The sequence below is a fragment of the Candidatus Phyllobacterium onerii genome (genome assembly GCF_028331445.1).
Classification (GTDB): Bacteria; Pseudomonadota; Alphaproteobacteria; order Rhizobiales; family Rhizobiaceae; genus Phyllobacterium; species Phyllobacterium onerii.
The window spans coordinates 167626-194001 of record NZ_JAQMHX010000009.1; the positions used below are offsets into that span (position 1 = coordinate 167626).

At 57.5% G+C, this 26376-nt stretch carries 26 protein-coding genes; 10 read left to right on the forward strand and 16 right to left on the reverse strand.

Annotation, left to right across the window (positions count from 1 at the left end; genetic code table 11):
• Window positions 1-44: 44 nt before the first annotated feature.
• Both PHA01_RS20550 and PHA01_RS20555 read right to left on the reverse strand, forming a co-directional pair.
• A complete protein-coding gene (locus tag PHA01_RS20550) occupies window positions 45-1598 on the reverse strand; it encodes an amino acid permease (protein ID WP_271898209.1) in 1554 nt (517 codons plus the stop codon).
• A 129-nt stretch (window positions 1599-1727) separates the two neighbouring features.
• Window positions 1728-2552 carry an N-formylglutamate amidohydrolase gene (locus PHA01_RS20555; RefSeq protein WP_271898210.1) on the reverse strand — a complete coding sequence of 275 codons (825 nt, stop codon included), beginning with the start codon at window positions 2550-2552 and terminating at the stop codon, window positions 1728-1730.
• A gap of 123 nt (window positions 2553-2675) precedes the next feature.
• On the opposite strand from PHA01_RS20555, the gene PHA01_RS20560 reads away from it, so the two are divergent.
• The 3 genes from PHA01_RS20560 to PHA01_RS20570 all read left to right on the forward strand — a co-directional run bounded on the left by PHA01_RS20560 (window position 2676) and on the right by PHA01_RS20570 (window position 5813).
• On the forward strand, window positions 2676-3527 hold the full coding sequence (locus PHA01_RS20560; protein ID WP_271898211.1) for a MurR/RpiR family transcriptional regulator: 852 nt from the start codon (window positions 2676-2678) through the stop codon (window positions 3525-3527).
• Window positions 3528-3629: 102 nt separating this feature from the next.
• The gene (gndA, locus tag PHA01_RS20565; protein WP_271898212.1) at window positions 3630-5048 is read left to right on the forward strand and encodes an NADP-dependent phosphogluconate dehydrogenase; all 1419 of its coding nucleotides are present in this window, start codon (window positions 3630-3632) and stop codon (window positions 5046-5048) included.
• A gap of 144 nt (window positions 5049-5192) precedes the next feature.
• On the forward strand, window positions 5193-5813 hold the full coding sequence (locus PHA01_RS20570; protein WP_271898213.1) for an alpha/beta hydrolase: 621 nt from the start codon (window positions 5193-5195) through the stop codon (window positions 5811-5813).
• Window positions 5814-5843: 30 nt separating this feature from the next.
• Here the strand turns inward: PHA01_RS20570 and PHA01_RS20575 are convergent, their stop codons facing one another.
• On the reverse strand, window positions 5844-6458 hold the full coding sequence (locus PHA01_RS20575; protein WP_271898214.1) for a GNAT family N-acetyltransferase: 615 nt from the start codon (window positions 6456-6458) through the stop codon (window positions 5844-5846).
• 79 nt (window positions 6459-6537) lie between these two features.
• The gene (gene odc2, locus PHA01_RS20580) at window positions 6538-7671 is read right to left on the reverse strand and encodes an ornithine/lysine decarboxylase (RefSeq protein ID WP_271898215.1); all 1134 of its coding nucleotides are present in this window, start codon (window positions 7669-7671) and stop codon (window positions 6538-6540) included.
• Window positions 7672-8209: 538 nt separating this feature from the next.
• Here odc2 and PHA01_RS20585 point away from each other — a divergent pair.
• From PHA01_RS20585 to PHA01_RS20600, 4 genes are all read left to right on the forward strand, one after another.
• The gene (locus PHA01_RS20585) at window positions 8210-9400 is read left to right on the forward strand and encodes an amidase (RefSeq protein WP_271898216.1); all 1191 of its coding nucleotides are present in this window, start codon (window positions 8210-8212) and stop codon (window positions 9398-9400) included.
• Complete coding sequence (locus PHA01_RS20590) at window positions 9400-10299, forward strand: LysR family transcriptional regulator (RefSeq protein WP_271898217.1); 900 nt, start codon at window positions 9400-9402, stop codon at window positions 10297-10299. Before PHA01_RS20585 ends, PHA01_RS20590 begins: the two co-directional genes overlap by 1 nt.
• Before the next feature lie 80 nt (window positions 10300-10379).
• Window positions 10380-11039, forward strand: a complete 660-nt coding sequence (locus PHA01_RS20595) for a DUF1007 family protein (protein ID WP_271898218.1) — start codon at window positions 10380-10382, stop codon at window positions 11037-11039.
• Window positions 11040-11048: 9 nt separating this feature from the next.
• Window positions 11049-12113: a nickel/cobalt transporter gene (locus PHA01_RS20600; RefSeq protein ID WP_271898219.1), complete on the forward strand. Its 1065-nt coding sequence runs from the start codon at window positions 11049-11051 to the stop codon at window positions 12111-12113.
• Here PHA01_RS20600 and PHA01_RS20605 read toward each other — a convergent pair.
• Both PHA01_RS20605 and PHA01_RS20610 read right to left on the reverse strand, forming a co-directional pair.
• Entirely contained in the window at window positions 12110-12322 is a 213-nt protein-coding gene (locus PHA01_RS20605) for a hypothetical protein (RefSeq protein ID WP_271898220.1), read from the reverse strand. The genes PHA01_RS20600 and PHA01_RS20605 overlap by 4 nt on opposite strands.
• Window positions 12323-12554: 232 nt before the next feature.
• Entirely contained in the window at window positions 12555-13232 is a 678-nt protein-coding gene (locus PHA01_RS20610; RefSeq protein ID WP_271898221.1) for a GNAT family N-acetyltransferase, read from the reverse strand.
• 93 nt (window positions 13233-13325) lie between these two features.
• On the opposite strand from PHA01_RS20610, the gene PHA01_RS20615 reads away from it, so the two are divergent.
• The 3 genes from PHA01_RS20615 to PHA01_RS20625 all read left to right on the forward strand — a co-directional run bounded on the left by PHA01_RS20615 (window position 13326) and on the right by PHA01_RS20625 (window position 16505).
• Entirely contained in the window at window positions 13326-14495 is a 1170-nt protein-coding gene (locus PHA01_RS20615) for a pyridoxal phosphate-dependent aminotransferase (protein ID WP_271898222.1), read from the forward strand.
• 70 nt (window positions 14496-14565) lie between these two features.
• Window positions 14566-14919 carry a DUF2200 domain-containing protein gene (locus PHA01_RS20620; protein ID WP_271898223.1) on the forward strand — a complete coding sequence of 118 codons (354 nt, stop codon included), beginning with the start codon at window positions 14566-14568 and terminating at the stop codon, window positions 14917-14919.
• Window positions 14920-15041: 122 nt separating this feature from the next.
• Entirely contained in the window at window positions 15042-16505 is a 1464-nt protein-coding gene (locus PHA01_RS20625; RefSeq protein WP_271898224.1) for an MDR family MFS transporter, read from the forward strand.
• Window positions 16506-16542: 37 nt separating this feature from the next.
• On the opposite strand, the gene aroQ is transcribed toward PHA01_RS20625, so the two are convergent.
• From aroQ to PHA01_RS20675, 10 genes are all read right to left on the reverse strand, one after another.
• On the reverse strand, window positions 16543-16992 hold the full coding sequence (aroQ, locus tag PHA01_RS20630; RefSeq protein WP_271898225.1) for a type II 3-dehydroquinate dehydratase: 450 nt from the start codon (window positions 16990-16992) through the stop codon (window positions 16543-16545).
• Between the two features lie 29 nt (window positions 16993-17021).
• A complete protein-coding gene (locus PHA01_RS20635) occupies window positions 17022-18908 on the reverse strand; it encodes a bifunctional sugar phosphate isomerase/epimerase/4-hydroxyphenylpyruvate dioxygenase family protein (protein ID WP_271898226.1) in 1887 nt (628 codons plus the stop codon).
• Between the two features lie 11 nt (window positions 18909-18919).
• On the reverse strand, window positions 18920-20689 hold the full coding sequence (locus PHA01_RS20640; RefSeq protein WP_271898227.1) for an FAD-dependent oxidoreductase: 1770 nt from the start codon (window positions 20687-20689) through the stop codon (window positions 18920-18922).
• Window positions 20690-20723: 34 nt separating this feature from the next.
• Window positions 20724-21446, reverse strand: coding sequence for an amino acid ABC transporter ATP-binding protein (locus PHA01_RS20645; RefSeq protein WP_271898304.1), 723 nt, complete (start codon window positions 21444-21446; stop codon window positions 20724-20726).
• 77 nt (window positions 21447-21523) lie between these two features.
• Entirely contained in the window at window positions 21524-22168 is a 645-nt protein-coding gene (locus PHA01_RS20650) for an amino acid ABC transporter permease (RefSeq protein ID WP_271898228.1), read from the reverse strand.
• Window positions 22169-22178: 10 nt separating this feature from the next.
• Entirely contained in the window at window positions 22179-22841 is a 663-nt protein-coding gene (locus tag PHA01_RS20655; protein ID WP_112531664.1) for an amino acid ABC transporter permease, read from the reverse strand.
• Window positions 22842-22864: 23 nt separating this feature from the next.
• On the reverse strand, window positions 22865-23680 hold the full coding sequence (locus PHA01_RS20660; protein ID WP_271898229.1) for an aldo/keto reductase: 816 nt from the start codon (window positions 23678-23680) through the stop codon (window positions 22865-22867).
• Between the two features lie 118 nt (window positions 23681-23798).
• On the reverse strand, window positions 23799-24860 hold the full coding sequence (locus PHA01_RS20665) for a Gfo/Idh/MocA family protein (protein ID WP_271898230.1): 1062 nt from the start codon (window positions 24858-24860) through the stop codon (window positions 23799-23801).
• Window positions 24857-25291: a type II 3-dehydroquinate dehydratase gene (locus PHA01_RS20670; protein WP_271898231.1), complete on the reverse strand. Its 435-nt coding sequence runs from the start codon at window positions 25289-25291 to the stop codon at window positions 24857-24859. The genes PHA01_RS20665 and PHA01_RS20670 overlap by 4 nt, the downstream gene beginning before the upstream one ends.
• A gap of 92 nt (window positions 25292-25383) precedes the next feature.
• A complete protein-coding gene (locus PHA01_RS20675) occupies window positions 25384-26214 on the reverse strand; it encodes a transporter substrate-binding domain-containing protein (protein WP_271898232.1) in 831 nt (276 codons plus the stop codon).
• Window positions 26215-26376: the final 162 nt, after the last annotated feature.

Genomic DNA, 26376 nt, shown 5'->3' on the forward strand with positions numbered 1-26376 from the left:
AAAAGGGGCGACCGGCGCCTAACCGGTCGCCCCTTTGCTTGAAATCAGGTTCGTTCGCCGACGGCCTGCTCCGCTGCCTTAATCGCAGCCTGACGCGCAGCAATGATTTCGCCGAGCGGCGGTCCCTGGAACCGGCGTTTCTCGAATGCGAACCAGATGATCGCAGTCAGGATGAAGAAGCCGACCGTGATGTAGAGCGCCCAGTCGTTGGGTGGCTGGATACCGATGATGAAGATCAGGATCATCGAAAGGACGGAGAGGATCGCGAACAGCGTGAAGACGCCGCGCCCCATGTTCCATGGACCCATCTTGTCCCATTTCGGCGTTCCCCAGGCAAGCAGGCCGAGCACGATCGGCACTGTGAACGAGAGGAACAGGAAGATGACCGTGCAGGATACGACGATCGTATAGGCCGAGGTGCCGGCGACAGAGACGACCGACGAGCCCCAGACGAAAAGCACTGAGAGAACCGCCGACGTCCAGATGGCCGCGACCGGCGTGCGATACGTCGGGCTCACCTTGGCGAGTGCAGCGGATCCTGGCAGGCCGCCATCACGCGAGAAGGCGAAGATCATGCGCGAGGCCGATGTCACGGTCGCGAGACCGCAAAGCAGCTGCGCAAGGAAAACGACGAGGTAGACGAATTCCTTGAGACCGGTCCCAACGCGTTGGTCGAAGGCCCAGAAGAAGACGTTCCAGCCCTGCTTGGCGGCTTCGTCCATGTTCGGGATCATCAGGATGAATGCGGCAAGGAACAGGTAGCCGAAAATCGCTGACCAAACGACCGACATGACCATGGCGCGCGGTACTGAATGTGCGGCCTTGATCGTTTCCTCCGATGTATGGGCCGAAGCGTCATAGCCGGTGATCGTATAGATCGGCAGCAAGAGGCCAAGCGCAACCACCCACCAGTTCGAAACGGCAGGCCATACATTGCCGCCCGCCTCACCGGAGTAGTTATGGAAGGTGAACAGGCGGCTGAAATCCCACGTTTCGGCTGCGAACAGGCAGACGACCGCAATCAGAATCGAGCCAAAGAAGATCAGGTAACCGGAAAAATCCGTGAGCTTGGCCGTCAGCTTGATGCCGAGATGGTTGATCAGTGCCTGAGCACCGGTGATGATGATCAGGAAGATCGTTTGCGTCGTCAGTGTGTTCTCGATGCCAAGGGTCGGACCGAAAGCACCTACGAAGAACGTCCAGGTGCCGACATTGATGGCACCGAGAACGGTGATGAGACCGAGTAGGTTCAGCCAAGCCGTAACCCAGCCGGTGCCCCGATTGCCGAGGATCGAACCCCAGTGATAGAGCCCGCCGGCAGTTGGATAGGCCGAACTGATCTGCGACATGGCGACGGCGAAGGTCAGCGAAACGAAACAACCGACCAGCCAGCCGATGCCGATACCGATGCCGCCGGCGCCGGAGGTCGCCTGCGCCAGCGAGTTGATGCCGCCGGAAAGGATGCAGATGATTGAGAAGGATACGGCGAAGTTCGAAAAGCGGCTCAGCCGCCGCTCCAGTTCCTGGGCATAACCCATGCTGTGGAGGACCTTTATGTCCTCCGATTTATCTGTCTCAGTATAGTCTTGCTGTGTCATCACGTTCCCCTATTATTCTGGTAAGTTGCAACGTCAGATACTCGCGAGAGCGTTACTCCGTGAAGCAATTCCAGGAAAAGTCTGAAGCGGTTTTCCGTCCGGAATTGCGTAACAATGTTCTAGTTTTGTTTATGCAGTCCCCTTCTTGGCGAACCCATTGCTTTCGAACGCGACGGGTTCCACGTTCTCCCTCAGCAGCCTGGAAAGCATGACGCCCCACGCTCGTTCTTCTGATGGTGTGGCAATCAGATCGTTTCGAATCTCGATCATCACAGCCGGCAATCCAAAGGCAGAAGCGTGTCGCTCCAGTGTGTAATAGACACGGTCTGCCGGTGAATAAGGTTGGTTGATGCCGACATTGAACTGCTTCAATATCTGCAGCCCGGCAATCAATGGCGCGGCGACCCGGTCATCGTCATCATGGATGATGCCGACGTGCCAGGGGCGCTCAACTCCGCGATAGACCGGCGTATAGGAATGCACCGCCACGTAGATCGGATCAGGCAAGCCTTTGCTTGCCCGCTCATGGGCCAGCATCTCGATGGCCGCATGATATGGCTTGTGCGAAAGTGCTGCACGCTGCGATTTCGCTGCTTCATCCAGATCCACATTGCCGGGAATCGTCGTCACTTCACTTAACGAGGGCACCAGGTCCGGCGCAGCGAGCGGGCGGTTGCAATCGATGATGAGACGCGACAAGCAGGATTCAACCAGTGGAGCGTCGAGCTCCCGGCTCAATATCTGGCTAACGCCCAGTGCGCCGGGATCCCACGCGATATGCTTCTGCAAGTCATCCGGATCGAGGCCAAGCGTGCCAAAGCCATCAGGGATATAGTTGGAGGCATGGTCGCAAAGGATGACAAATTGTGAGTGCCCGTCAGGGTTCGATACCCGGACCGGACTCCAGTCATGCGCCACTGTCCGCGGCGTCCTGTGAGAAAGGCGTTGGCCCATCTACCCTCTTTGACAACTGTATCTTACGTTACATTTTCTGTTTTTATTTCCACTCTCGTATGATTTGATACATAACAGGCAAGATTGTCAAATCCGAAAACCGGATTTCGTGGGGAAACATCGATGACGACCAGCATTTCCGAGCTGATAGCTGAGAAAATCGACGCGATGCCCGCATCGGAACGCAAGGCCGCGCAGACGCTGATCGCCAATTATCCACTGATCGGCTTGCGCACTGTGGCCGAGTTTTCGACTCAGGCCGGCGTAAGTTCGCCGACGATTCTCCGTTTTGTTTCCCGTCTTGGCTTCCAGAGCTACCCGGATTTTCAGGGAGCGTTGCAGGAGGAACTGGCCGCCCAGGTGCAATCGCCATGGAACCGCGCGAGCACGATCCAGACCGCGAAGGGCGGCCCAATTCTTCCTCTCAAATCAACATTCCCTCTCATGGAGGCCGCAATCGAGAATATTCGCGAGACCTTCCAGCATCTTTCGGCCCAACAATTGGACGATGTGACCGATGCCATCAGCCGCAACCGCGCGCGTATCTATCTTCTGGGAGGCCGCTTCACCGATCCGATTGCCAGATACATGGCCGCGCATCTCAAGATCACCCGACCGGGCGTGACTCACCTCACTGGCCAGGAAAGCCACTGGCGCGACCACCTGATCGACATGGGAAAGAAGGATGTCCTCGTCATATTCGATATCCGCCGCTACCAGCAGAGCCTGATCCACTTCGCTGAAAAGGCACAGGCACGCGGAGTGGAGATTGTCCTGATAACCGACCAATGGCTCTCGCCCATCGCCCGCTTCGCCCGTCATGTCATCGCCGGCCGCACGGCCGTGCCCTCGCCCTGGGATTCGTCTGCGACGCTTTTCCTTGTGGCCGAGACCCTGATCGCGGAAGTGACCCGCAAGCTCGAAAAGAGCGGCGCCGATCGCATCCGTGATATGGAAAAGCTGCGTGATAATTAGATTGTGAATGCAACCAGTCCCTGCCGTTGATATACAGATGCTCATTCCGGATCGAAGACGTCCCTTCGAGCCCAAGCATCGAAATAAGCAAGGACAAAAATCATGCAGCAAGCTGACATCGGGTTGATCGGCCTTGGCGTCATGGGCGCCAATCTGGCACTCAATATCGCTGAAAACGGCTATCGCGTCGCGGTTTTCAACAGGACAGTGGCAAAGACTCACGAGTTCTACGAAGATGCTGGTAGCCTGAAAGACCAGATCATCCCTTGTGAGACCCTCGAAGACTTGGCGAAGAACATCCGCGCGCCGCGGCCGATCATCTTGATGGTCAAGGCCGGAGAAGCCGTCGACGAGCAGATTGCTGCGCTGAAGCCATTTCTCGCCAAGGAAGACATCATCATCGATGCCGGCAATGCCAACTTCCACGACACCGTACGGCGTCTTGCCGAACTCGGGCCCAACGATCCGACTTTTGTCGGCATGGGCGTTTCCGGCGGTGAAGAAGGCGCGCGGCATGGCCCGTCGATCATGGTCGGCGGCTCACCTGAATCCTATGCCCGCATCGAGCCGGTGCTGACGGCAATTTCCGCGAAGTACCAGGGCGAATCCTGCTCCGCCCTGCTCGGTCCTGATGGTGCCGGCCATTTCGTCAAGACCATCCACAACGGCATCGAATATGCCGACATGCAGATGATTGCAGAAGTCTACGGTGTGCTGCGCGACGGGCTCGGACTGACACCTGAGGCAATCGGCAGGATTTTCGAAAAATGGAATAACGGCCCGCTGAATTCCTATCTCATCGAGATCACCGCAAAAGTGCTGCTCGCGACAGACAAGAAGACTGGAAAACCCGCAGTCGACGTCATTCTAGATAGCGCTGGCCAGAAGGGAACCGGACGCTGGGCCGCGATCGAAGCGCAGATGCTCGGCATTCCGGCAACCGCTATCGAAGCAGCCGTCGCCGCTCGCTCGATCTCGTCGCTGGTCAAGGAGCGGAGCGAAGCGTCAAAAGCTTATGGCGACCTCGGCACCGCCAATCTTTTAGATGGCGGCCAGGCATTCATCGATGCACTGGAAGAGGGTTTGCTCGCTGGAAAGATCGCGGCCTATGCCCAAGGCTTCGACGTCATGGCGGGCGCCTCGAAAGAACATGGCTGGAATGTACCGCTGGCCACCACGGCACGCATCTGGCGCGCCGGCTGCATCATCCGCTCGCAGTTCCTCGATCAGATCGCTGCTGCCTTTGAAGGCAGCGAAGGTAAGAATCTGCTGCTCGTGCCTGCTTTCGTCGAACGGATGAAAACCGGATCGCAATCGTTGCGCAAGATCGTCGCTGAAGCCGCTCTCGCAGGTCTGCCGACCCCGGCGCTCGCGGCCGCGCTAAGCTATTTTGATAGCTTCCGGCAGGCGCGCGGTACAGCTAACCTCATCCAGGCTCAGCGCGATTTCTTCGGCGCGCACGGCTTTAAAAGGATTGGTGAGGAAGGCGATTTTCATGGCCCCTGGGCGGAAGCAGATTAATCGTCAATCGGATTGTCTATGGGACAGCGACAGTGCATCAAACGGGAGCCGGGTTTAACCGCCCTGGCTCCCGCCACATCTGTGGGGCATGCAAACCCAACCAAATAGCCAAGCGGACGAAGACGCCGCACTGAAAGGTTAGACATGTCGACCAACACTTACCAACATCGTGTTTATTCTGCTGAACGGCCGGGAAGCCCGTTGCTTTTCGTGTTCCACGGCACCGGCGGTGACGAAAACCAGTTCTTCGATTTTGGCAGACAATTACTGCCGGAAGCTGGAATTGTCTCACCCCGCGGCGATGTCTCCGAGCATGGCGCCGCGCGCTTCTTCCGCCGAACGCGCGAAGGCGTCTATGATATGGACGATCTTGCCGCGCGTACGAGCGCCATGGCGAAGTTTGTTCGCGCGCACAAAGACAAGGCGAAGCCATCGAAAACGGTGGCGCTTGGCTATTCCAACGGAGCAAACATGATCGCCTCCGTCATGCTTTCCCATCCCGAGCTTTTCGATGAAACCGTTCTGATGCATCCGCTTGTTCCATGGACGCCTGAGCCGCAGCTCGGCCTTGCCGGCAAGCGCGCTCTGATCACAGCAGGAAGATTGGATACGATCTGTCCGCCGGTTCTGACGCAGACCTTAGCAGACTATCTGATTGAGCAAGGGGTCGAGACTGATCTCGTCTGGCATTCCGGCGGTCACGAAATCCAGCAAAGCGAAGTCACCGCCATAGAACGTTTCGTTCGCGCTACGGTGTTAAAATGAAAAACCGGCCCGAAAGGGCCGGCTTTTGTCCTATCGCGAGAACCGCAGCGAAACCGGCAACACCCTCATCGAATGCGATGAGCGGCGACCCCTTGGCGTCAGCAACCCATGGCACCCTTCAAGATGGCCCGGCTTCAGTTCCAACGCCAGAAAGCGCCGGCGTTCCACCGGACCAGGCATGGCAAGGTCTGTCGTCTTCGTACCACTGAAGCCGAAGCGCTCGTAATATTCCGGATCGCCCACCAGAATGACAGCACCATGGCCGAGCCGTGCAGCCTCCGCCGTCGCGTGCCGCATCAATGCCACACCGATGCCCTTGCCCTTCAGTGAGGGTTCCACAGCAAGCGGTCCAAGCAACAATGCCCGTACCGGCTTGCCTGCCGCATCATGTCCAGCCTGGATGTCCCACAGCCGCACTGTGCCGAGCAGCGCACCATTGATCCCGCGTGCGACGAATGCCAGTCCCTCGGAGGGCAGCCGGCCGCGGCGCAGCTTTTCCGACGACTTGCGGCGGCGTCCCTCGCCCATGGCACGGTCGAGCAAAGCTTCGCGGGCACGTTCGTCCAGCGCCGTCTCATTGCGTATGATAAAGGCCTGCGATCCGTCCGGATGCAGATTTTGTTCGATGAATTCTACTGCGCTCATTGTCTTGACCAATCAATCATAAGGGTGCGTCATCGCTGTCCGGCAAGCCGGACAGCAGTCCACAACCGGGAAAGCCCGGTTAGATGACGTATGATCGGAGCGGTTCAAACCCGTTGAAAGCGACGGCAGAATACGTAGTCGTATAAGCACCTGTTCCCTCGATCAGCACTTCGTCGCCAATGGTCAGCGAGATCGGCAGCGGATAGGGGTTCTTTTCGTACATCACGTCGGCGCTGTCGCAGGTCGGGCCCGCAAGGACGCAAGGCTCGGCGAGGTCGCCATCGCGCGGCGTGGTGATCTGGTAGCGGATCGCCTCGTCCATCGTCTCGGCAAGACCACCGAACTTACCGATGTCGAGATAGACCCAGCGAACATTGTCATTGGCAGCCTTCTTCGAGACGAGCACGACTTCAGCCTTGATCACACCGGCATTGCCGACCATGCCGCGGCCTGGCTCGATGATGGTCTCCGGTAGGCGATTGCCGAAATGCTTGCTCAATGCCTGGAAGATCGCCTGGCCATAGGCCTGGGCGGTTGGCACGTCCTTGAGGTAACGGGTCGGGAAACCGCCGCCCATATTGACCATCTTCAACGTGATGCCTTCCATTGCGAGCTTGTCGAAGACGTACTTCGCATCGCCGAGAGCGCGGTCCCAGGCAGAAAGGTCCGTCTGCTGCGAACCGACATGGAACGAAACGCCATAGCTGTCGAGGCCGAGTTTCTGCGCAGCGAGGAGAACATCGACGGCCATTGCCGGCACGCAGCCGAACTTGCGCGACAGCGGCCATTCGGCGCCGGCACCATCAGTCAAAACGCGGCAGAATATACGGGAACCGGGAGCAGCGCGGGCTACCTTCTCGACTTCCTCGATGCAATCGACGGCGAACAGGCGGATGCCGAGCTCGAAAGCGCGCGCGATATCGCGCTCCTTCTTGATCGTATTGCCGAAAGAGATACGGTCAGCCGTCGCGCCGGCGTCAAGCGCCATTTCGGCTTCGGCGACGGAGGCCGTGTCGAAATTGGAGCCGAGCGACGCGAGCAGGCGAAGGATTTCCGGCGCAGGATTGGCCTTCACCGCGTAGAATATCTTCGATTCCGGCAAAGCCATCTCGAAATTATGATAATTCTCGCGCACCACTTCCAGATCGAGCACCATGCAAGGGCCGTTCGGACGTCGGGTGTTGATGAAATCGATAATGCGCTGCGTAGCCATGTTAAGCTCCAATTCCATAGCGGCTGGTATGGCCGCTCAAGCAATCGCGATTTCACGGGACGCGCCCTGAAAAATCGCAAGGACAAAGTGCATGAATCCGTCCCTCGTGAAGCCAGCCTTTGGAGATGCTGGAACACGCGAATGGTCATGCGGCGATGGATCAACGCTAAAGTCAGCGTCGGTCCGCTTTGTCTGCCTTGGCTTGGATGAACCCATCCGCACTACCGGCAATGAAGGTGTGCCTCTTCAGTAATTCCGGCTTATGGACAGCCGAAAGACACCAGAAAGGCCCGCACCGTCGTTGCTTCAGATGTCCTCAGCTTGGCGGTAGGCCGACAAACTGACTGGAGGGGTTAGTTCCAGGTACCATACCGTTTCCTCACCATAATGAAGATCGGCGGACACCCATGGGCACGTGCGACTTTGGGCAAGGGGCATATAAGAGGAAAGTTGTGTCCAATCAATGAAAATAATGGGGCAACGTAAAATTTTTTATTCATTGAACAACGGGGGATAAATGCCCTAGAATCATTGAACGATGAGCACAATTCCCCCGCTAAATGCCCTTCTTGATTTACCCTTGGTTAACCTTTCATCGGGCGATGGCCCGCTGAACGGCGAAACACTCGGCGTCAAAGACATATTTGACGTTGCCGGCATGCGTACCGGTTGCGGAAATCTGCAGAAATATGACGAATCAGCGCCTGCAAGCCGAACGGCGCCTGCGGTTCAAAACCTTCTCGATGCTGGTGCCCGCTTCATCGGTAAGACGCAAACAGATGAACTCGCCTTCTCGATGATGGGCCAGAACACGCATTTTCCCTATCCCGTAAACCCAAAGGCTCCTGACCGCGTGACCGGCGGCTCGTCTTCCGGCTCAGTCTCGGCGGTAGCGGGCGGTCTGGCCACCATTGCAGTGGGTTCCGACACGGGCGGATCGATCCGTGCTCCGGCGAGTTTCAGCGGCTTGGTAGGGCTTCGCACGACCCACGGACGCATCTCCCTCGAAGGAGCCATGCCGCTCGCGCATTCGCTTGATACGTTCGGCTGGTTCGCCAAGGACATTGCGCTCTATGAAAAGGTAGGCGCTGTTTTGCTTGGCCCGGACGCTTCTGATTTCAAACTCAACCGTCCGATCTTCTTTCCCCTGCTAGAACACCTCCTGCTTGGCGAAGCGGAAGATACGGCCTACCGGAACATGTATGCGATCGTCAGCGGCCATCTCGGCCATGCCCGCTCGGCGCGTCAGCCGACAGCATCCATGGACGATCTCTATTTATGTTTGCGCCAGGTCCAGGCGTTTGAAGCATGGAGCGAACATGGCGCATGGATTTCGGCGAAAGAGCGCAATCTCGGTCCTGCCGTCAAGGAACGTTTCGACTATGGCTCGACCATCGATCTTGAAACCTACCAGCGGCAAATGACGCGCCGCGATCTGTTCCGCAGTGAGTTGGCCGGCCTGTTGAAGGACGACGGTATTATGGTCCTGCCGACAGTCCCTGGTGCAGCGCCGCTCGTCAGTACGTCGTTCGAAGATAGCCAGGCCTATCGCGAGCGCTGCGTCCGGTTGTTCTGTCTTTCCTGCCTTTCCGGTTTCCCTCAGATCACCCTGCCGCTCGGCGAAGTACATGGCGCACCCTTCGGCATTTCGCTGATTGGGCCGAGAGGCAGCGACCGTGCCCTGATCAAGCTTGGCCGCGCTATTCTCAGCGGTATCGAAAGAACCTGATGGACACGCTCACCCGCATGCGCGCATTTATCGACGTAGTGGAAGCGGAAGGTTTCTCGGCGGCAGCGCGGAAGATCGGGCGCTCCAAGGCTCTCCTGTCCAAATATGTGCGCGAACTGGAAGATGAACTCGGTGCGTTGCTCCTCAACCGCACCACGAGGCAGTTTTCCCTGACCGAGGCGGGCCACACTTACTATCAGCGCGCCAGTGAAATCCTGCGCGAGGTCGAGAGCCTGCAGGAAACGGTGCGCGAATCGAGCAGCGATATCAGAGGCCGCATCAAGATCTCTGCCTCGCGATCCTTTGCTGATGCGGACATCGGCCAATGCCTCATCGATTTCTGCGCCGAGCAGCCCGATATCATTCTCGATGTGCGATTGGACGACCGCTTTGTCGATCTTGTCGAGGAAGGTTTCGATCTCGCCATACGCATCACCCGCATGCAAGACTCGTCTCTCATTGCCAAGCGGCTCGCCCCCTTTCGGGTCATCGCTTGCGGCGCACGTGAGTTGATCGAGCGTGTTGGAAAACCGGAACGGCCGGAGCAGCTGTCCTCCCTGCCATGTATCGTGGATACCAACAATCGCTCCCGCAATACCTGGCAGTTCCAGAAAGAGAATGGGCCGTCGATTTCCGTCCAGCTATCCGGTCCAATGGAAATCAACAGCCCGCTCGCAACCCGCCGCGCGGCGCTCGCCGGGTTGGGCTTTGCCCTGCTACCTGATTTCATTGCTCAGCCAGATATCGAGAGCGGCAGACTTGTCGCGGTTCTTGAAGAATTTGTCATGCATGACGCCGGAATTTATGCGGTCTATCCGCATCGTCGTTACCTGCCGGCGAAAGTGCGGGTTCTTGTCGATTATCTGACCAAGTGGTTCAAGGACAATCGCCGCGCTTAAGCAATCATGCCGTAATAATATATCGTCCCAATTTCGCCAATTTCGCATAGTCCTCTGCACTAACCATTAAGGGCAACTCCATGCACCAACGATACGGGGTTTTCATCGGCGCACTGGCGGCGGGATTGACCTTCGCCACGCCGGCGTATGTGCACCCGCATGTCTTTGCCGAAGCGCGGCTGGATATCACAATCAAGCCGGACGGCACCGTCGAGAAGCTGGGTCATGTCTGGCGCTTCGACGATTTGTTCTCCAGCACTGTCCTTGTCGAATTCGACAAGAACGGCGATTTGAAACTGGATGACAAGGAACTCGCCGATCTGGCCAGCACCATCAACGAATCCGTTTCCGAGTTTGATTATTTCCAGACGGTGCAACTCAATGGCAAGACCATCATCATGGCAGCGCCAGAACGTCTGATCGCCGATTTCCAGAACAATCAGTTGCTGATCATCTTCGAAAGCAAGCCGAAACAGCCGCTGAAGCTCGGCAAGAAGACAAGTTTCGGCGTCTATGACCCTACATTCTACACCGCCATCGACTATGTGAATGATAGCGACATCCACGTCACCGGCGTCCCGGAAGGCTGCACCCAGAAGGTCGTGCGCCCCGATCCAGATCAGGCGATCGCCCAAAACCAGGCAACGCTGACCGATAGTTTTTTCAACGATCCCACAGGCACCAACATGTCGAAGATATTCGCGACGCGGCTTGAAATCGAATGCCCGGCGAAGAGTTAGGACGATAACATGCGGAAAAGAACCCTGTTCGGCGCACTTGCCCTCGCATTGTTTTGCGGTGGCCATGCGCTGGCGCAGAAGACTTCACTTGGCATCGGCATGAACGAGGTTGCCATGCAACCGACGGGCCCGTTCGCGGAAATCATCCTCTGGATCAACATGCAGCAGCGCAGTTTCTATCTTGCCATGACGCATGCACTCAAAGGCATGCGCGAAGACCCATGGCAGGCGTCTATCCTGGTTGGCCTGTCATTCCTTTATGGTATTTTGCATGCTGTCGGCCCTGGCCACGGCAAGGCGGTAATTTCGTCCTATATGCTGGCCAATGAAACGACGCTGAAGCGCGGTATCGTCCTCTCTTTCGCGTCGTCCATGCTGCAGGCTTTCACCGCGATCTTTATCATCGGCCTCACCTTCCTCGTGCTGCGCGGCACTACCGTCTCGATGGACGATGCCACGCATTATATGGAGATGGCGAGCTTCATTCTGATCATCGCCTTTGGCCTGTCGCTGCTATGGCGCAAGGTGCCGGTGCTTTTCAGCCCGCGTGTCGCGCACCTGATGCCTGAAAAGATCGTGGCGGGTCACGATCACCATCATGACCACGACCATCACCACCACGATCACGGTCATTCGCACGGCGCCCACAGCCATGATCACCATGACCACGGCCATCATCACAATCACGCGGTGGGTGAAGTCTGCGAAACTTGCGGCCATTCGCATGCGCCGGATCCTGCGATGATCGCCGGTGATTTCAACTGGAAAACCGCATGGTCGGCAATCATCGCGGTTGGCCTTCGCCCCTGCTCCGGCGCACTGATCGTCCTGACCTTCTCGCTGCTGAATGGCCTCGTCCTCGGCGGCGTTCTCTCGGTCTTCGCCATGGCGCTCGGCACGTTCATTACCGTCGCCATATTGGCAACGCTGGCTGTGACCGCAAAGAATGTCGCGCTACGCGTTTCCGGCGCTTCCGCGCTTTCAGGCCGCGTTCAAAACATCATAGAGATCGGCGGCGCACTGTTCATCGTGCTCTTTGGCGTCCTGCTGCTGACCGCCTCGCTGCAATATTAAGGCTGGTCATTCTCATGCTGTTTCCTGGCGCGCAGCCAGAAGACGAAAAAGAAACCCGCGACAAAGACCACGGCAAAAACGCCTGCCGCGAGTGTCGATCGTTCGCCGAGCGCCAGCATCAGAGTCGGCATCCAATAGGCGACGAAGCCAAAGCCAAGCATGATACAGGCGGCGGCAATGGCCGCATTTCGGGTTTTCGGATCGGTCACGCTGTTGCTTTCATTCAATGCATCTCAGCGCGTTTGTAACCGCGTGGCGGTTTTATGCAAGTGCAGGGGTATTTTTGAATGCAACACCATTGTGCGTGGTTCGACAGGCTCACCATGAGGGAGGTAGTGGGCTTCGTCTTAATTGCTAACGGTGTAGAGCCTGGCTCCCTGCAACCCACCAGTTCCCTCATGGTGAGCCTGTCGAACCACGCACAGCAGTCGCGCCAGCCAATTAGGCGCTGACGACCCGAAACTCTTCCAGCCGCTTGATCTGCTTGCCATCGGCATCGAAATTATCCGGCGAAAGCCAGGCTTCGTAAGCGGCCTTCAGCGCGGGCCATTCGCCGTCGATGACAGAATACCACGCCGTATCGCGGTTCTTGCCCTTCTGCACCATGTGCTGGCGGAATACGCCCTCGAACTTGAAACCGAACCGCTCCGCCGCCCGTTTCGAAGGCTCGTTGGCATTGTTGCATTTCCACTCATAACGCCGGTATCCGAGCTCAAAGGCATATTTCATGAACAGGAACTGTGCTTCCGTTGCTGCAGGTTTGCGCGAAATCAGCGGTCCCCAATAGATATTGCCAATCTCGATAACCCCGAATGCCGGGTCGATACGCATCAGCGTCTGGCGCCCCGCGACCTTGCCGCTCGCCTTGTCGATCACCGCGAAGAACAGCGGGTCCTTGCTCGCTTCGACCTTTTCCAGCCACGCCCCGAATGCTTCGCGATCCTCCGCCGGATTTTCAAACAGGAACTTGAACCGTTCGCCTGCGTCTGCAACCGACGATGCCTTGTAGAGCCCGTCGCCATGTTTGGCGGCGTCGAGCGGCTCCAGCCGCACGTAGCGGCCCTCGAGCGGTTCTCGGGCCGGGAGTGGGCGTGGCGTCCAGTCTTTCAGATCGGTCATGGTGAAATCTGCTCGCTGAAATTGAGAGTATTTGACTTGTTATGCCACTCCGCACACAAAGCAGAAGTTGAAAATTGTATGTGAGACAAGAAAATGCTGCGTACCATTGCTGGTTTCGACCGTATCGGCGAAGAAAATGCCTTTGCCGTCCTCGCCCGGGCTACCGCTCTCGCCGCCGAGGGCAAGGACATCATCAATCTCGGCATTGGTCAGCCGGATTTCAAAACACCCGGCCACATCGTGGAGGCGGCGATCAAGGCGCTGAAGGACGGCCATCATGGCTATACGCCAGCAAACGGCCTGCTCGCCGCCCGCGAGGCGGTGGCGCGCCGCACGCTCACAACGACAGGTGTCGAGGTCTCACCGGAAAACGTCATGATCGTTCCCGGCGGCAAGGTCACGATGTTCGCCGCGATCCTGATCTTTGGAGAGCCGGGTGCCGAAATCCTGTATCCGGACCCGGGCTTCCCGATCTACCGCTCGATGATCGAATTTACCGGCGCCAAGCCAATTCCTGTACCTATCCGGGAAGAAAACGGCTTTGCCTTCTCAGCGGAAGAGACCCTTGCGTTGATCAGGCCCCAGACACGGCTCCTGATCCTGAATTCCCCTGCCAATCCGACCGGCGGCGTCACGCCGAAATCCGAGGTCGAGAAGCTGGTGAAAGGTCTCGAAGCCCATCCGCATGTGGCGATCATGTCCGACGAGATATACGACGTCATGACCTATGATGGCGAAGAGCATTGCTCGCTGCTCACCTTCCCGGAAATTCGCGACCGGTTGATCATCCTCAACGGTTGGTCGAAGACCTGGGCGATGACCGGCTGGCGCATGGGCTGGTCGATTTGGCCAAATCAGCTCTATGACAAGGTGCGCAAGCTCGCGGTCAATTGCTGGTCCTGCGTCAACGCGCCGAGCCAGTTTGCCGGCATCGCCGCCATCGATGGGCCGCAGGATGATGTGATCAAAATGTGCAAGGCTTTCGACAACCGCCGCAAGGTCGTCGTCGATGGCCTCAACAGCCTGCCCGGTATCCGCTGCGCCACGCCAAAGGGCGCGTTCTATGCCTTTCCCAACGTCAAGGAGACTGGCTGGGCGGCAAAACAACTGGCTACGGCGTTACTGGACGAAGCGGGTGTTGCACTGATCGGCGGACCTGATTTCGGCATTCTTGGCGAAGGCTATATCCGGTTGTCCTACGCGAATTCAGAGGAAAACATCCTCCGCGCCATCGAACGTATGGATAAGTTCCTGACGAAGTAGTCGGCCGGACGTGGCGGCTGAAGGCAAGGCATCGAGGCGACGGGCTGATCGAGCCGAGGAGCAGAAGTCTATGGCAAAGCACAGGATCTATACGACCAGCTTCGCAAGCGTCTATCCACATTCCGTTGCGAAAGCAGAGAAAAAGGGGCGCACAAAAACAGAGGTCGATCAGATTATTTGCTGGCTGACAGGCTACGATGAGAAAGGGTTACAAACCCAGCTTGAACAAAAAACTGATTTTGAGACGTTTTTTGCCGAGGCTCCCAAACTCAACCCTTTGAGAATCCTGATCAAAGGCATGGTTTGCGGCGTTCGGGTAGAGGATATCGAAGAGCCGACTATGCGAGAAATCCGCTACTTGGATAAGCTCATCGACGAGGTGGCCCGGGGAAAAGCCATGGATAGAATTCTGCCGAAGATTTGATTTCCGCGGGATAAATTGCTGCTTGACGCGCGAGCGTCGAGGATTAGATAGGTCCTTATCGTTATTCCCATCTGCGCCGAACGCCGATCCTTGAGTCGCGCCGTTTGGTCTGAAAGCCATCCATGACAGAGCAAACTACCCGTCGCGCGCCCGTTGTAGTCGCGATCATGGCAAGCATGGCGATGATCGCCATCGAAGCGACGATCGTTTCAACGGCGATGCCGCAAATCGCTGCCCAGCTGGGGCAAATCAATCTTTATTCCTGGGTTTTTTCCTCGTTTTTGCTGACCCTGACCGCGACAACCGTGGTGTTTGGAAAGCTGGCGGATATTTATGGTCGCAAGCCTATGATACTTGTCGGCATTGCCATCTTTTTGTTCGCCTCGGTGCTTGCCGGCTTCGCATGGTCGATGCCGTCGATGATCGCTTTCAGGCTACTGCAGGGTATCGGTGCCGGGGCAATTCAACCCGTCGCCATGACTGTGGTTGCCGATCTTTTTCCCGGAAACCAGCGTGGCAAGGTGCAGGGTTATTTGGCAAGCGTATGGGCTTTGTCGGCCGTCGTTGGACCCCTGCTCGGCAGCATCATCATCCACAACCTTCCCTGGGCATGGATATTCTGGATCAATGTTCCGGTCGGGCTTTTCGCAGCACTGGGGTTTGTGCTTTATCTCCACGAGGAAAAACGGGCCCGGGTCGTCTCCATCGATATACTAGGCGCCGCACTTTTTGCCATTTCTATTTCCTCGCTGATGATTGCCCTGACCGAAATGGAAAGCGCAGTATCCGGCGAGGCTATCGCCGCGCTGTTGGTCTTCATTGTCACGCTTGTGGCCTTCATCTGGCAGGAGCGGCGTGCCGAAGCGCCTATGGTTGCCCCCGACCTGTGGCTGAAACGGCCGATAGCCTTCGCAAACCTGGCGGTCTTTTTCGCCAGCATGTCGATTATGGGCCTGACGACCTTCTTGCCAATGTACGTACAAACGGTGCTTAACCGCTCGCCGCTCGTTGCGGGATTCGCCTTGACGATGCTGTTGTTGGGCTGGCCCCTGGGCGCGACGATCGCCTCCCGGCAGTTTGCACGCCTCGGTCTGCGACCTCTCATGGTCGCCGGCAGTATCTGCATCCCGGCCGGGACATGTCTGTTCGTCCTGCTCAACCCCTCAAGTTCAGCCGTATTGGCCGGTGCCGGTTCTCTTGTCATGGGTTTCGGCATGGGCCTGCTCAATATCGGCGCATTGATCCTGACACAGGAAAGTGTAAGCGCGCATGAGCGCGGCAGTGCCACCGCCTCGAATGTATTTTCGCGCAACTTGGGCAGCACGCTCGGCGCAGCATTGCTTGGTGCGGTACTGTCTTACGGGCTGGCCAATACCGCCAGCGGCCATTCCATAACGCCGGAGCAGCTACGCGGCCTTTTGAATGGCACCAGTGCCGTGGTCAGTGGCGCAGAAGAGATCCGTCTTGCCCTCCAGCACGCGCTACACGCGACCTTCATTGCGATGCTTCTCATTGCCCTGTTGATCGTGCCAACCTGCCTGCTTGTGCCTCGCCCCCAAGTGCATCGGGAGACCCAGGAAGCGTGAACTGCCGCCGGCGCGGCTTGGGCTCCGGTTCCCGACGCTATGCCGGGGGGACTGTTTTCGCCAGTGACATCAACCTGCGCAAGGCAAGCTGATACCCTTCCGTCCCGCACCCCACGATCACTCCATCCGCACGCGTGGAAATATGAGAATGGTGCCGGAAACTTTCGCGCTTGTGGATGTTTGAAATGTGAACTTCCATGACGGTCCCCTCGAAGGTGTTCAAGGCGTCCAGAATTGCGATCGAAGTATGCGTGAATGCTCCAGCATTGATTATAATGCCGGCAGCCGTGCCACGCGCTTGGTGAATCCAGTCAATGATTTCATATTCACGGTTGCTCTGGAGAAATCGGATTGACCCACCCAATTCGGTAGCGAGTTCCACGCATTGTGTTTCAACATCTGAAAGCGTTTCGAACCCATAAATCTCCGGTTGACGCTTTCCGAGCAAATTCAAATTAGGTCCATTGATGATGTAGATGGTTTTCACGGAGATCTCCTTGGGCCAACAAATCGGGGCTATGCGTGAGGCATTCCTGCCGGACGCAAATACTTTCGAAGTGCTGCGATCCGGAAAATGGCATTTGCGGCTCCATAGCCTCGATAGCCCGTTCGCTGCACAATCTCAAAGAAAAACCCTTCCCCATAGGTCGGGCTGTAGAGCTGGAAATACTCGCCGTTTTCGTCGCGGTCATAGAGAATATTATGACCTTTAAGCCGGTCCGTCATGTCCGGGTCGAGACCGAAACGCGCCTCCAGATCGTCGTAATAATTGGGCGAGATACTGAGTGGTACGAAGCCATTCGCCTTGAGAGCTTCTGCGGTAGCAAAAATATCGTCGGTGGTAAAAGCCAGATGCTGAATGCCGGAGCCCAACGTCTCCGTTATGAAATGTCCGGCCAGCGTATTTTTGTTCTCTGCTCCGTTGAGAGTGATCCGAAGAGAGCCCGCATCGTTTTCCACGACCTGGCTGCGCACGATGCCGGCGGGATCGATGATGTCGACCATAGGCGTCTTGTGGGCCTGCAATATCGACGTATAGAAGAGGAGCCATGTAGGCAGTTCTTCATACCGCATTGTCTGCGCTATATGATCGAAAGCCCGAAGGCCTGCCGGCTGGGTTACATCACCATCAAATTTGTTGAACTCGATTTCCCAGATACGGTCGAGCGGTGACTTGTGATCAAGGAAATAGACAATGCCACCGCCGACTCCGCGAACGGCCGGCATCTCGATCTCGCCGGTATCAAGCGGCTGTTCGAACCGTTCGGCTCCCAGCGCTATGGCACGCTCGACAACAGCATGTGCGTCGTTGACCATCAGTCCCATGGCGTAGGCCGACGTGCCGTGGACCGCATAGGACGAGCTGGCAAAACCTTTCTTCTCGGTATTGATGACAAGGTTGATATCCCCTTGCCGAAAAACCGATACCTGTTTGGTCTTGTGTTTGGCAACTTCCTTGAAGCCGAGACATGCAATCAATGCCTGAAGCTGTGGTGCTTCTGCGCTGTCGATCGTAAATTCCACAAATGCAACGCGTTCCACTGCACCGCGTGGTGGCATCATAGGGACGGCTGACCTCTTTTCTGGTTCAGCACGTTTCACCTGGTCTTCCAGATAGACAAGGGACCGGTGACCATCGACGGCAATTGCTCTTGGGGAACCGCCGCGAAATTGATCGTTGAAAATCTCGAGCGACAAATACCCGTCATATCCAGTGGCGGCGACAGCCTTCATGAATTCGAGCACGGGTAGATCACCCTCGCCTGGCATGTTCCGGAAATGTCGGCTCCAATAAAGCAAATCCATGTCTATCAGCGGCGCATCGGCCAGCTGAACGATGAAGATCTTCTCCTTGGGGATTGAGCGGATCGAATTGACATCGATTTTGCGGGAAAGCGTATGGAAGCTGTCGAGGATAAGACCGATGTTCGGGTGATCGGCCCGGCGCACGATTTCCCAGGCGTCACGGTGATCGTTTATATGGCGACCCCAGGCAAGCGCTTCATAACCAACGCGCAGACCGCGTTTTGCTGCCCTCTCGCCCAACTCATGAAAATCGGCAGCAGCGCGATCCAGTCCGCCAATTGCAACCGATGAGACATTCGAACAAACAAGCACGAGATCGGTGCCCATTTCCTGCATGATATCGAATTTGCGCTCGGCTCGATCGAATGTGCGCGAGCGAAGAGGTTCAGGCATGCCTTCGAAATCGCGAAATGGCTGAAAGAGAGTGATTTCCAACCCGTGTTCCCGGATCATCTGGCCAACCTGGGCCGGACTTTCATCGAAGGCCAGGAAATCGTTTTCGAAGATTTCCACCCCGTCGAATCCGGCGGTCGCGATCGCCTCAAGCTTTTGTTTCAAATCTCCGCTGAGTGACACTGTTGCAATGGATGTCTTCATCACGAACCTCCTTATCTGTGTGCCCGGACCCCGATTGTGCGTTCGGGCGAAAAACCTTGGCGGGTGGAACCTGATGCAACCTTGCGCCGAGCCGAATGACGCCCGCTCAACGCGCCGAACACGATGGCCGGGCCGATGGTGATTCCCGGCCCCGGATACGCGCCACCCATGATCGACTGCAGGTCGTTGCCACAGGCATAGAGGCCCTCGATTACCGACCCGTCACGGCGCACAAGACGTCCATGCTCATCCCCCACCAGACCGGTTGCCGAACCGATGTCACCCGGCCAAAGCCGGATGGCGTAAAAGGGAGGCGTGTCCAGCGCACCAAGGCTGGGATTGGGGCCATGCGCCGGATCGCCATTAGCCCTTTCATAAACCGTCGTGCCGCGCGCGAAATCGGCATCGACACCCGTTTTCCCATAGGAACTCATACGCGCCAGGCTGTCCTTGAGACCTTCGGCATAGATGCCGAGCTTGGCGGCCAGCTCTTCCGGCGTTTTTCCTTCGCTAAGATAACCGTCCGCCAGGAAAGGCCGGATACCTGCACCGCCCGGCCGGATCATGCCCAATCCATATCTCTTCAGCGCACGCGCATCTGCAACCAGGTAGACCGGCATGTGGCTATCCCCGTTGTTGACAGCGTACATGGCCGAGACGAAACGGTGATAGCTCGTGCTTTCATTGACGAACCGGCGACCGTCACGTCCGACAGAAATGATACCGGGCTTTGCGCGATCGAAGACGAAATGCGGGAAGACTGCCATGGATCCGTCCTTGCGGCGGCGGCGGGAAACCGGAGCCCAGAAGCACGGCTGCGATGCAGTCTCGCCATGGAAAGCTCCGACAGCGAAGGCCAGGTCATGCAAAGCGCCGGTGCTGCCTGGAGCGGACGGAGAGAATTCCGGTAATGGATGCGGCAGCTTTTCCGGCCGCAGACGCTTGTGCTGGGCAAAGCCGCCGGATGCCAGGATGACGCCGCCCGCAACATCAATCTGTCGCTCGATGCCCTTCTGCCGCAATCTCACTCCGGTCACACTCGTCCCATTCATGACAAGCGAGGTCGTTTCGGTCTCCGTCAGGATGGTCACGTCGAGTTTCAGGGCCGCCATCAGCATCCGTCCGATCAACGCATTGCCCATGACGAGCCTGGTGCCGCGACCATGGCGCATCTTTCCGAGGTAATAACGGGCGATCAGTTTCGCCGAATAGCTCGCCGAACTCAGGGATTTCCCGAGTTTCATCAGATGGGAGATGTCATCGCGATCAACCATCATGCCGCCGAGCACAGTGAATTCCGGTATCGGCGGGCGGATCAGCTTCAGGTCATCGCCAAGCGACGCCGCCTCGAACGGCAATGGCTCCAGTGCCCGTCCGAAACTCGAAGCCCCCTCCAGTTCGTACATGTAATCCGGGTGAAAGGGGCGAGCACGAAACTTTACGTCCGTCTTGTCTTCAAGAGTATCGATAACACCCGGCCCGGCAGCAAGAAATGTATCGCGAAGCGCGGCCGAACTTTGATTTCCGACGGCGTGGTCCAGAAACCGCGAGGCTTTTTCATAGCTGTCGTCTGCCCCCAGCGCGGTCGAATGGCGTGTCAGAGGAATCCATGTCGTTCCCGCGGAAAAGGCAGACGTGCCTCCAAGATGCGCGCATCTTTCGACCAAAAGCACTCGTGCCCCTTCAAGCGCCGCGAAAATCGCCGCCGACAGCCCTCCTGCGCCCGCCCCGAGGACAGCCACGTCATAGGTTTGACTGGATTCGCTCAATGTCCGGTGCATGCCATTGCCTCCCGCGTTTTCAGGCGGCGAATACTCAGTGATGAGCCAGAATTTCACCCAAAAATGCCCGTGTGCGTTGATGCTTGGGGGCACGGAAGAAGTTTTCGGGATCGTTCTCTTCGACAATCTCACCGTCGGCCATGAAGATCACGCGATCGGCGACCTGTCGCGCAAAGCCCATTTCATGGGTCACACAGATCATCGTCATTCCGTCGCGGGCGAGCGACACCATGGTGTCGAGAACTTCCTTGACCATTTCCGGATCAAGTGCCGAGGTCGGCTCATCGAAAAGCATGGCCTTTGGCTCCATGCAGAGCGCCCGGGCGATCGCCACACGCTGCTGCTGGCCGCCGGAAAGCTGCGCCGGGTATTTGGCGGCCTGATCGCCGATGCGAACCCGCTCAAGATATTTGCGGGCCGTGGCTTCAGCTTCGGCGCGCGACAGTTTGCGCACGCGCATCGGAGCGAGAATGCAGTTTTCCAGAACCGTTTTGTGCGGGAACAGGTTGAATTGCTGAAACACCATGCCGACCACGCGGCGCACGGCATCAATGGCTTTTTGGTCGTTATGCAGGCTGTGTCCTGCCACGACGATCTCGCCGCCATGGCTGACTTCCAGCGCATTGATGCAGCGGATCAACGTTGACTTTCCTGACCCGGATGGCCCGCAAAGCACGATCTTCTCACCTTTTGCAACCGTCAGATTGATGTTCTTGAGCGCGTGAAAAGTGCCGTAATATTTTTCCACGTCTCGCATCATTACCATGGGCTGAGCGTCGTTCTGTTGGCGGGACGTGATGGTCTCGTTCGGATGTGTCACGGTTCTGTTCCTTTCTACCTGGAGGCGCCGGCTGACATGCGCCGCTCAATGTTTCGACCCCAGAGCGAGAGGGGCCAGCACATGGCGAAATACATCGCGCCCACAACTCCAAAGACGAGAAGCGGCCTGTAAATCTGATTGGAGACGATCGATCCCGCCCGGGTCAATTCGATGAAGCCGACAATCGCCGCAAGCGAAGTCCCCTTCAGGAGTTGCACCAGGAAGCCAACCGTCGCTGGAAGAGAGAGCTTGAATGCCTGCGGCATGATCACGTCGATCATGAGGCTGCGGGTATGAAGGCCAAGTGCCATGGCTGCCTCCGTCTGCCCCCTCGGAACTGCCTGTATTGCGCCGCGCCAGATATCACCGAGGAAAGCCGAGGCGTGGGCGGTAAGCGCGATGCCGACGGCGGCCCAGGCCGGTAGGTTGAAGCCGAGCAACGGCAGGCCGAAATACGCGACGAACAGCTGCATCAGCAGCGGCGTGCCCTGGAAAAGTCCGATCCAGCCGATCGCGATCATGCGGATCCACGTCACCTGCGATACGCGCATAAGCGCCACGATGATGCCGAAGGCGATTCCGCCAACAAATCCCATAGCTGTCAGAACAAGCGTCCAGGCGAGGCCTTGTAACAGGTAGGCAAACTCTTGCGGTCCCATTTCGTCCTCCTCAACGTTGCGGGTAATTGAAGGCGCGGCGGCCTATTTCAGCCAGGAGCCACATCGTGGCCAGCGAGATCACCAGATAGATTCCGGTCAGCGTGAAATAGGTTTCAAAACTGCGGAAGGTCTCCGCCTCGATACGCTGTCCGACGGACGTAAGCTCATAGGCGGAGATCGAAGTGCAAATCGAGGTTGTCAACGTTAGAAGGATGAACTGGCTGGACAACGACGGATAGATCGCGCGAATTGCGGGCTTCAGAACGATGAAGCGGAAGACTTCATGTTTGTGCAGACCGAGTGCGAGTCCAGCTTCCGTTTGCCCCGTGGGAATGCTTTCGACGCCACCACGAATGATTTCTATGGCGTAGGCGCCGCCGTTCAAGCCGAGGGCGAGAATGGCGGTGATGGTAGGGTTGAGCCTGACGCCAGCCAGAGGCAGGGCGAAGAAAATGAAGTAAATCTGGACCAGGAACGGGGTATTGCGGATAACCTCGACAAACGCCGTGACCAGAAAGGACGGCACGCGCATCTGGGCTCTGAGGATCGCAACGCCCAGCACACCGATGACTGTGGCGATGGACATGCCGGCGATGGCGAGGAACAGGGTTCCTAACGCCCCGAACGCCAAACTTTGCCACGCATCGGTGACCACGCTGAAATCAAGTGTCATTCTCTACCTCCCTGCGTTGCGCCTCAGTCCCAATCGGGTTCCCAATCGAAGCGGGTATAACGTTCGCCACGAGCAAGGCCGTGGATGGCGGCCATATCCTCGGGCGATAGTTCGAAATCGAAAAGGTCCCGATTGGCGATAATGTTCTCAAGCTTGGAAGAGCGCGGAATCGCCCCGACATTCTTCTGCTGGATATGCCATCGCAGTGTGATCTGGCTCGCCGACTTGCCGTATCTGCGGCCAAGATCATTGAGGAGATCCGACGCAAAGACCTTGCCGCGCGCTATCGGCTGATAGGCATTCAGCAGCATGTCGGCCTGGCGCATCCGCGCGAGCAATTTCTCTTGCGACAGAAACGGATGATACTCGACCTGATTGCAGAACAGCTCTGCCTTGTGCACGTCGAGTGCTTCGTCCAAAAGAGCGACGGTAAAATTGCTGACACCGATCAGCCGGGTTTTTCCTTGCGCCTTCGCGTCGGCGAATGCGGCAAGTGTCTCGCCGAGTGGAATGTCCTTGGCGGGCCAGTGAACCAGAAGCAGCTCGACCTGATCGAAGCCGAGCCTGTCGAGGCTTTCATCGACACGGCGTGCGACGGTTTCCGGCGCCAGGTCGTCGAACCAGATCTTGGTCGTGACAAAGAGTTCATTTCTTGGCACGCCGCTGGTCCGGACGGCGCGGCCGACGTCTACCTCGTTGCCGTAGCGGATCGCCGTATCGATCTGGCGATAGCCGAGTTCGATCGCTGTGCGGATCGCCGCCTCGCCTTCTGGGCCCTTCAGCTCGAATGTGCCGAAGCCGAGCACCGGTACCGTTTCGCCTTGAATTGTCTTGGTCATCAGATCGCTCATCAGGCGCGCTCGGCAAATACGGGTTTCAAGACATTCAACGAGGCCTGCTTCGCCCGTTCCGCCCAAACGCCGGCGACAATCCGGCCGGCTGGTGACAGCTTCCTCGTCATGCCGCGGCCCTGCCCTCAGCCAGCATTTCTGACAGCGTCACCGTTCGGTCCTCGCGAGCTGCAACATCGACCGCAAGGGTCGCGGCAAGCGTCGACATGCCATCGCGGGCGGTGATGAGCGGTTTCGCCTCACCGCGAATGACAGCGACGAAATGGTCGAGCTGATTCACATAGGTCAGAGATCCATCGCCCGGGCGGTGTTCGCGAACCAGTGGATGCTGCCAGTGATCGTTCTCGTTGGCATGACGCCAGAGATACATGTCGGAGACCGAAAGAGCCGCCTTGCGTCCTGCCAGGAACAGGCACGGTCCGGGCTGCGTCGGATGATAGAGCGCTTGGCCGGATGTATATTCCCAGGCCCAGGGGCTGACCGCTCCGTCCGAAATCAGGAATGTGCCAAGGACGCCGTTGACGAAGCGGATCGAGATACTGGCCGTATCCTCGACCTCGAATCCGCGCCGCGCGGACGAGGTGAAAGCGCGGATGCTTTCGATCTCGCCAACCAGATACCGAAGGACGTCGATGTCGTGAATCAGGTTGATGAGAAGCACTCCGCCGCCGATCTTCTTTCGCCATTCCGTATTGAAATAATCGTCTGGCTTGTCGAACAGCGTCATGCCGTTGACGGCAACGAGCGGTCCCAGTTCACCCGCGTCGATCGCGCGTTTCGCCGCGCGGATATCTGGACTATGGCGACGCTGATGGCCAACCAGAACCGGGACGCCTGACCGTTCGGAAGCCTCGACGATGCGGGCAGCAGCCGAAAGGCTTTCCGCAATCGGCTTCTCGATCAAGCTGGGCACGCCACGCTCGATGCAGGCCAGTGCCGCCGGCGCATGGAGGCGGTTCGGCAGCGCTATGATCGCGCCGTCAGGTTTGGCTTCGTCCAGCATCGTGTTGTAGTCGACCCAATGGGGAACGGACAGGCGAGCAGCCAGCTGCGCCGCTTCCGGCGACGGATCACAGATCGCTGCAATCTGCGCGGTCGAATTCGATACCAGCAGTTCGGCATGCTCGCGGCCGATGAGGCCGGCACCCATCAGGGCAATGCGTGTCATGTTGTCATCTCCGCTATGGCGCGCAAAGCGAGCCGGTAACCGTAGGCACCGAAGCCGGCCATCACAGCCGTCGCAGTCGTCGATACGAGCGACTTGTGATAGATCGCTTCGCGCTGATGTATGTTGGAAATATGCAGCTCGATCTTTGGACCGGTGAAGGTCTTCAATGCATCGAGGATGGCAATCGACGAAAAGCTAAAACCGGCCGGATTGATGATGATCCCGGCCGCCTCATGACGGGCCGAATGGATCGACTCGATGATTTCGCCTTCAAAGTTCGACTGCCGAAAGTCGATGGTCAGTCCGAGCTCGGCCGCATCCGCCATGCACCAGCTGCGGATATCGTCCAGTGTGGTATGGCCATATATATCGGGCTCGCGCTCACCGAGAAGGTTGAGATTCGGCCCATTCAGAATGAAAATATTACGCATATCAAAGTTCCCTGCGGCTGATCGGAAGCGCGGCTGCGTAGAACGGCCGCGCTCCCATTGCGTCATCACGTCAATGAAGATCGTTGCAGCCGTTATTGTACGGTGAACGGAACACCCTCGAGCTTTTCAGGGAAGTTCGGCAAGTCCTCACCGAGCCACTTTTTATTGATGGCCGCCAGGCGGCCGTCAGCGCGGATCTTGTCGATGAACTGGTTGAGCCAGTCATTGATTTCCTTGTCGCCGAGCTTGGTCGTGACGCCCATCCATTGCTCGTTGAAAACGACCTTCTGCTCGAAATCGTTTCCGGGAGCAGCTTTGTCCAGGTTGATCTTGTAGGTGGTGTTGCCGCCGATTGCATCGACCTGGCCGGATACAAGCGCCTGCATATTGGAGCTGTCATCGTCGAAGCGGCGGATGTTCGGAACGTCACCGAGCGCTGCCGTAATCGCCTTGTCCTGCGCCGCCCCACGTGGCACGCCGATACGAAGGTCCTTGGCGTCCTGAATGGTCGTGATCTTGTTCTTTGCGCTGGACAGAAGAATGATCTTCAAGCCGGCATAGGGCTTTGTGAATTGTACTGCCTTGGCGCGATCGGGATACATGCCCATGACGGCCATCTGCAGGTCGACCTTGCCGGTCAAAAGGTTTGGAATACGGGCAGCAACGGCGTTCGGTACGAATTCGACCTTCACGCCCATTTCTTCCCCGATGAGCTTCGCCACGTCTACATCGTAGCCGATGTTTTGGCCGCCGGCATCGATGGAGCCCCAGGGCGCCTGTTCACCCATGACGCCGACGCGGATGACGCCGGCTTCCTTGATCTTTTCCAGCGCCTGCGCATGGGCGTTGGACGCAGCGAGCGCCATGGTGACACCCGCCACCATCGCAAGTGCAGTGGTCCGAAATGAAAAATTACCCAACATGAAAAGTCCTCCTCTTGTTGCCGTTGGTCAAATTTTTTGGAGTGGCAAAACTCCTCTTTAGCCATTTGGCGTCGCCAAAGGCGTTTTCCGGAGCGTCGACCCGCTCGATCTTGATATTTCTGTTTCGGCCCTCGGGTTCACCTACGTGCCCCACCGCCTCAA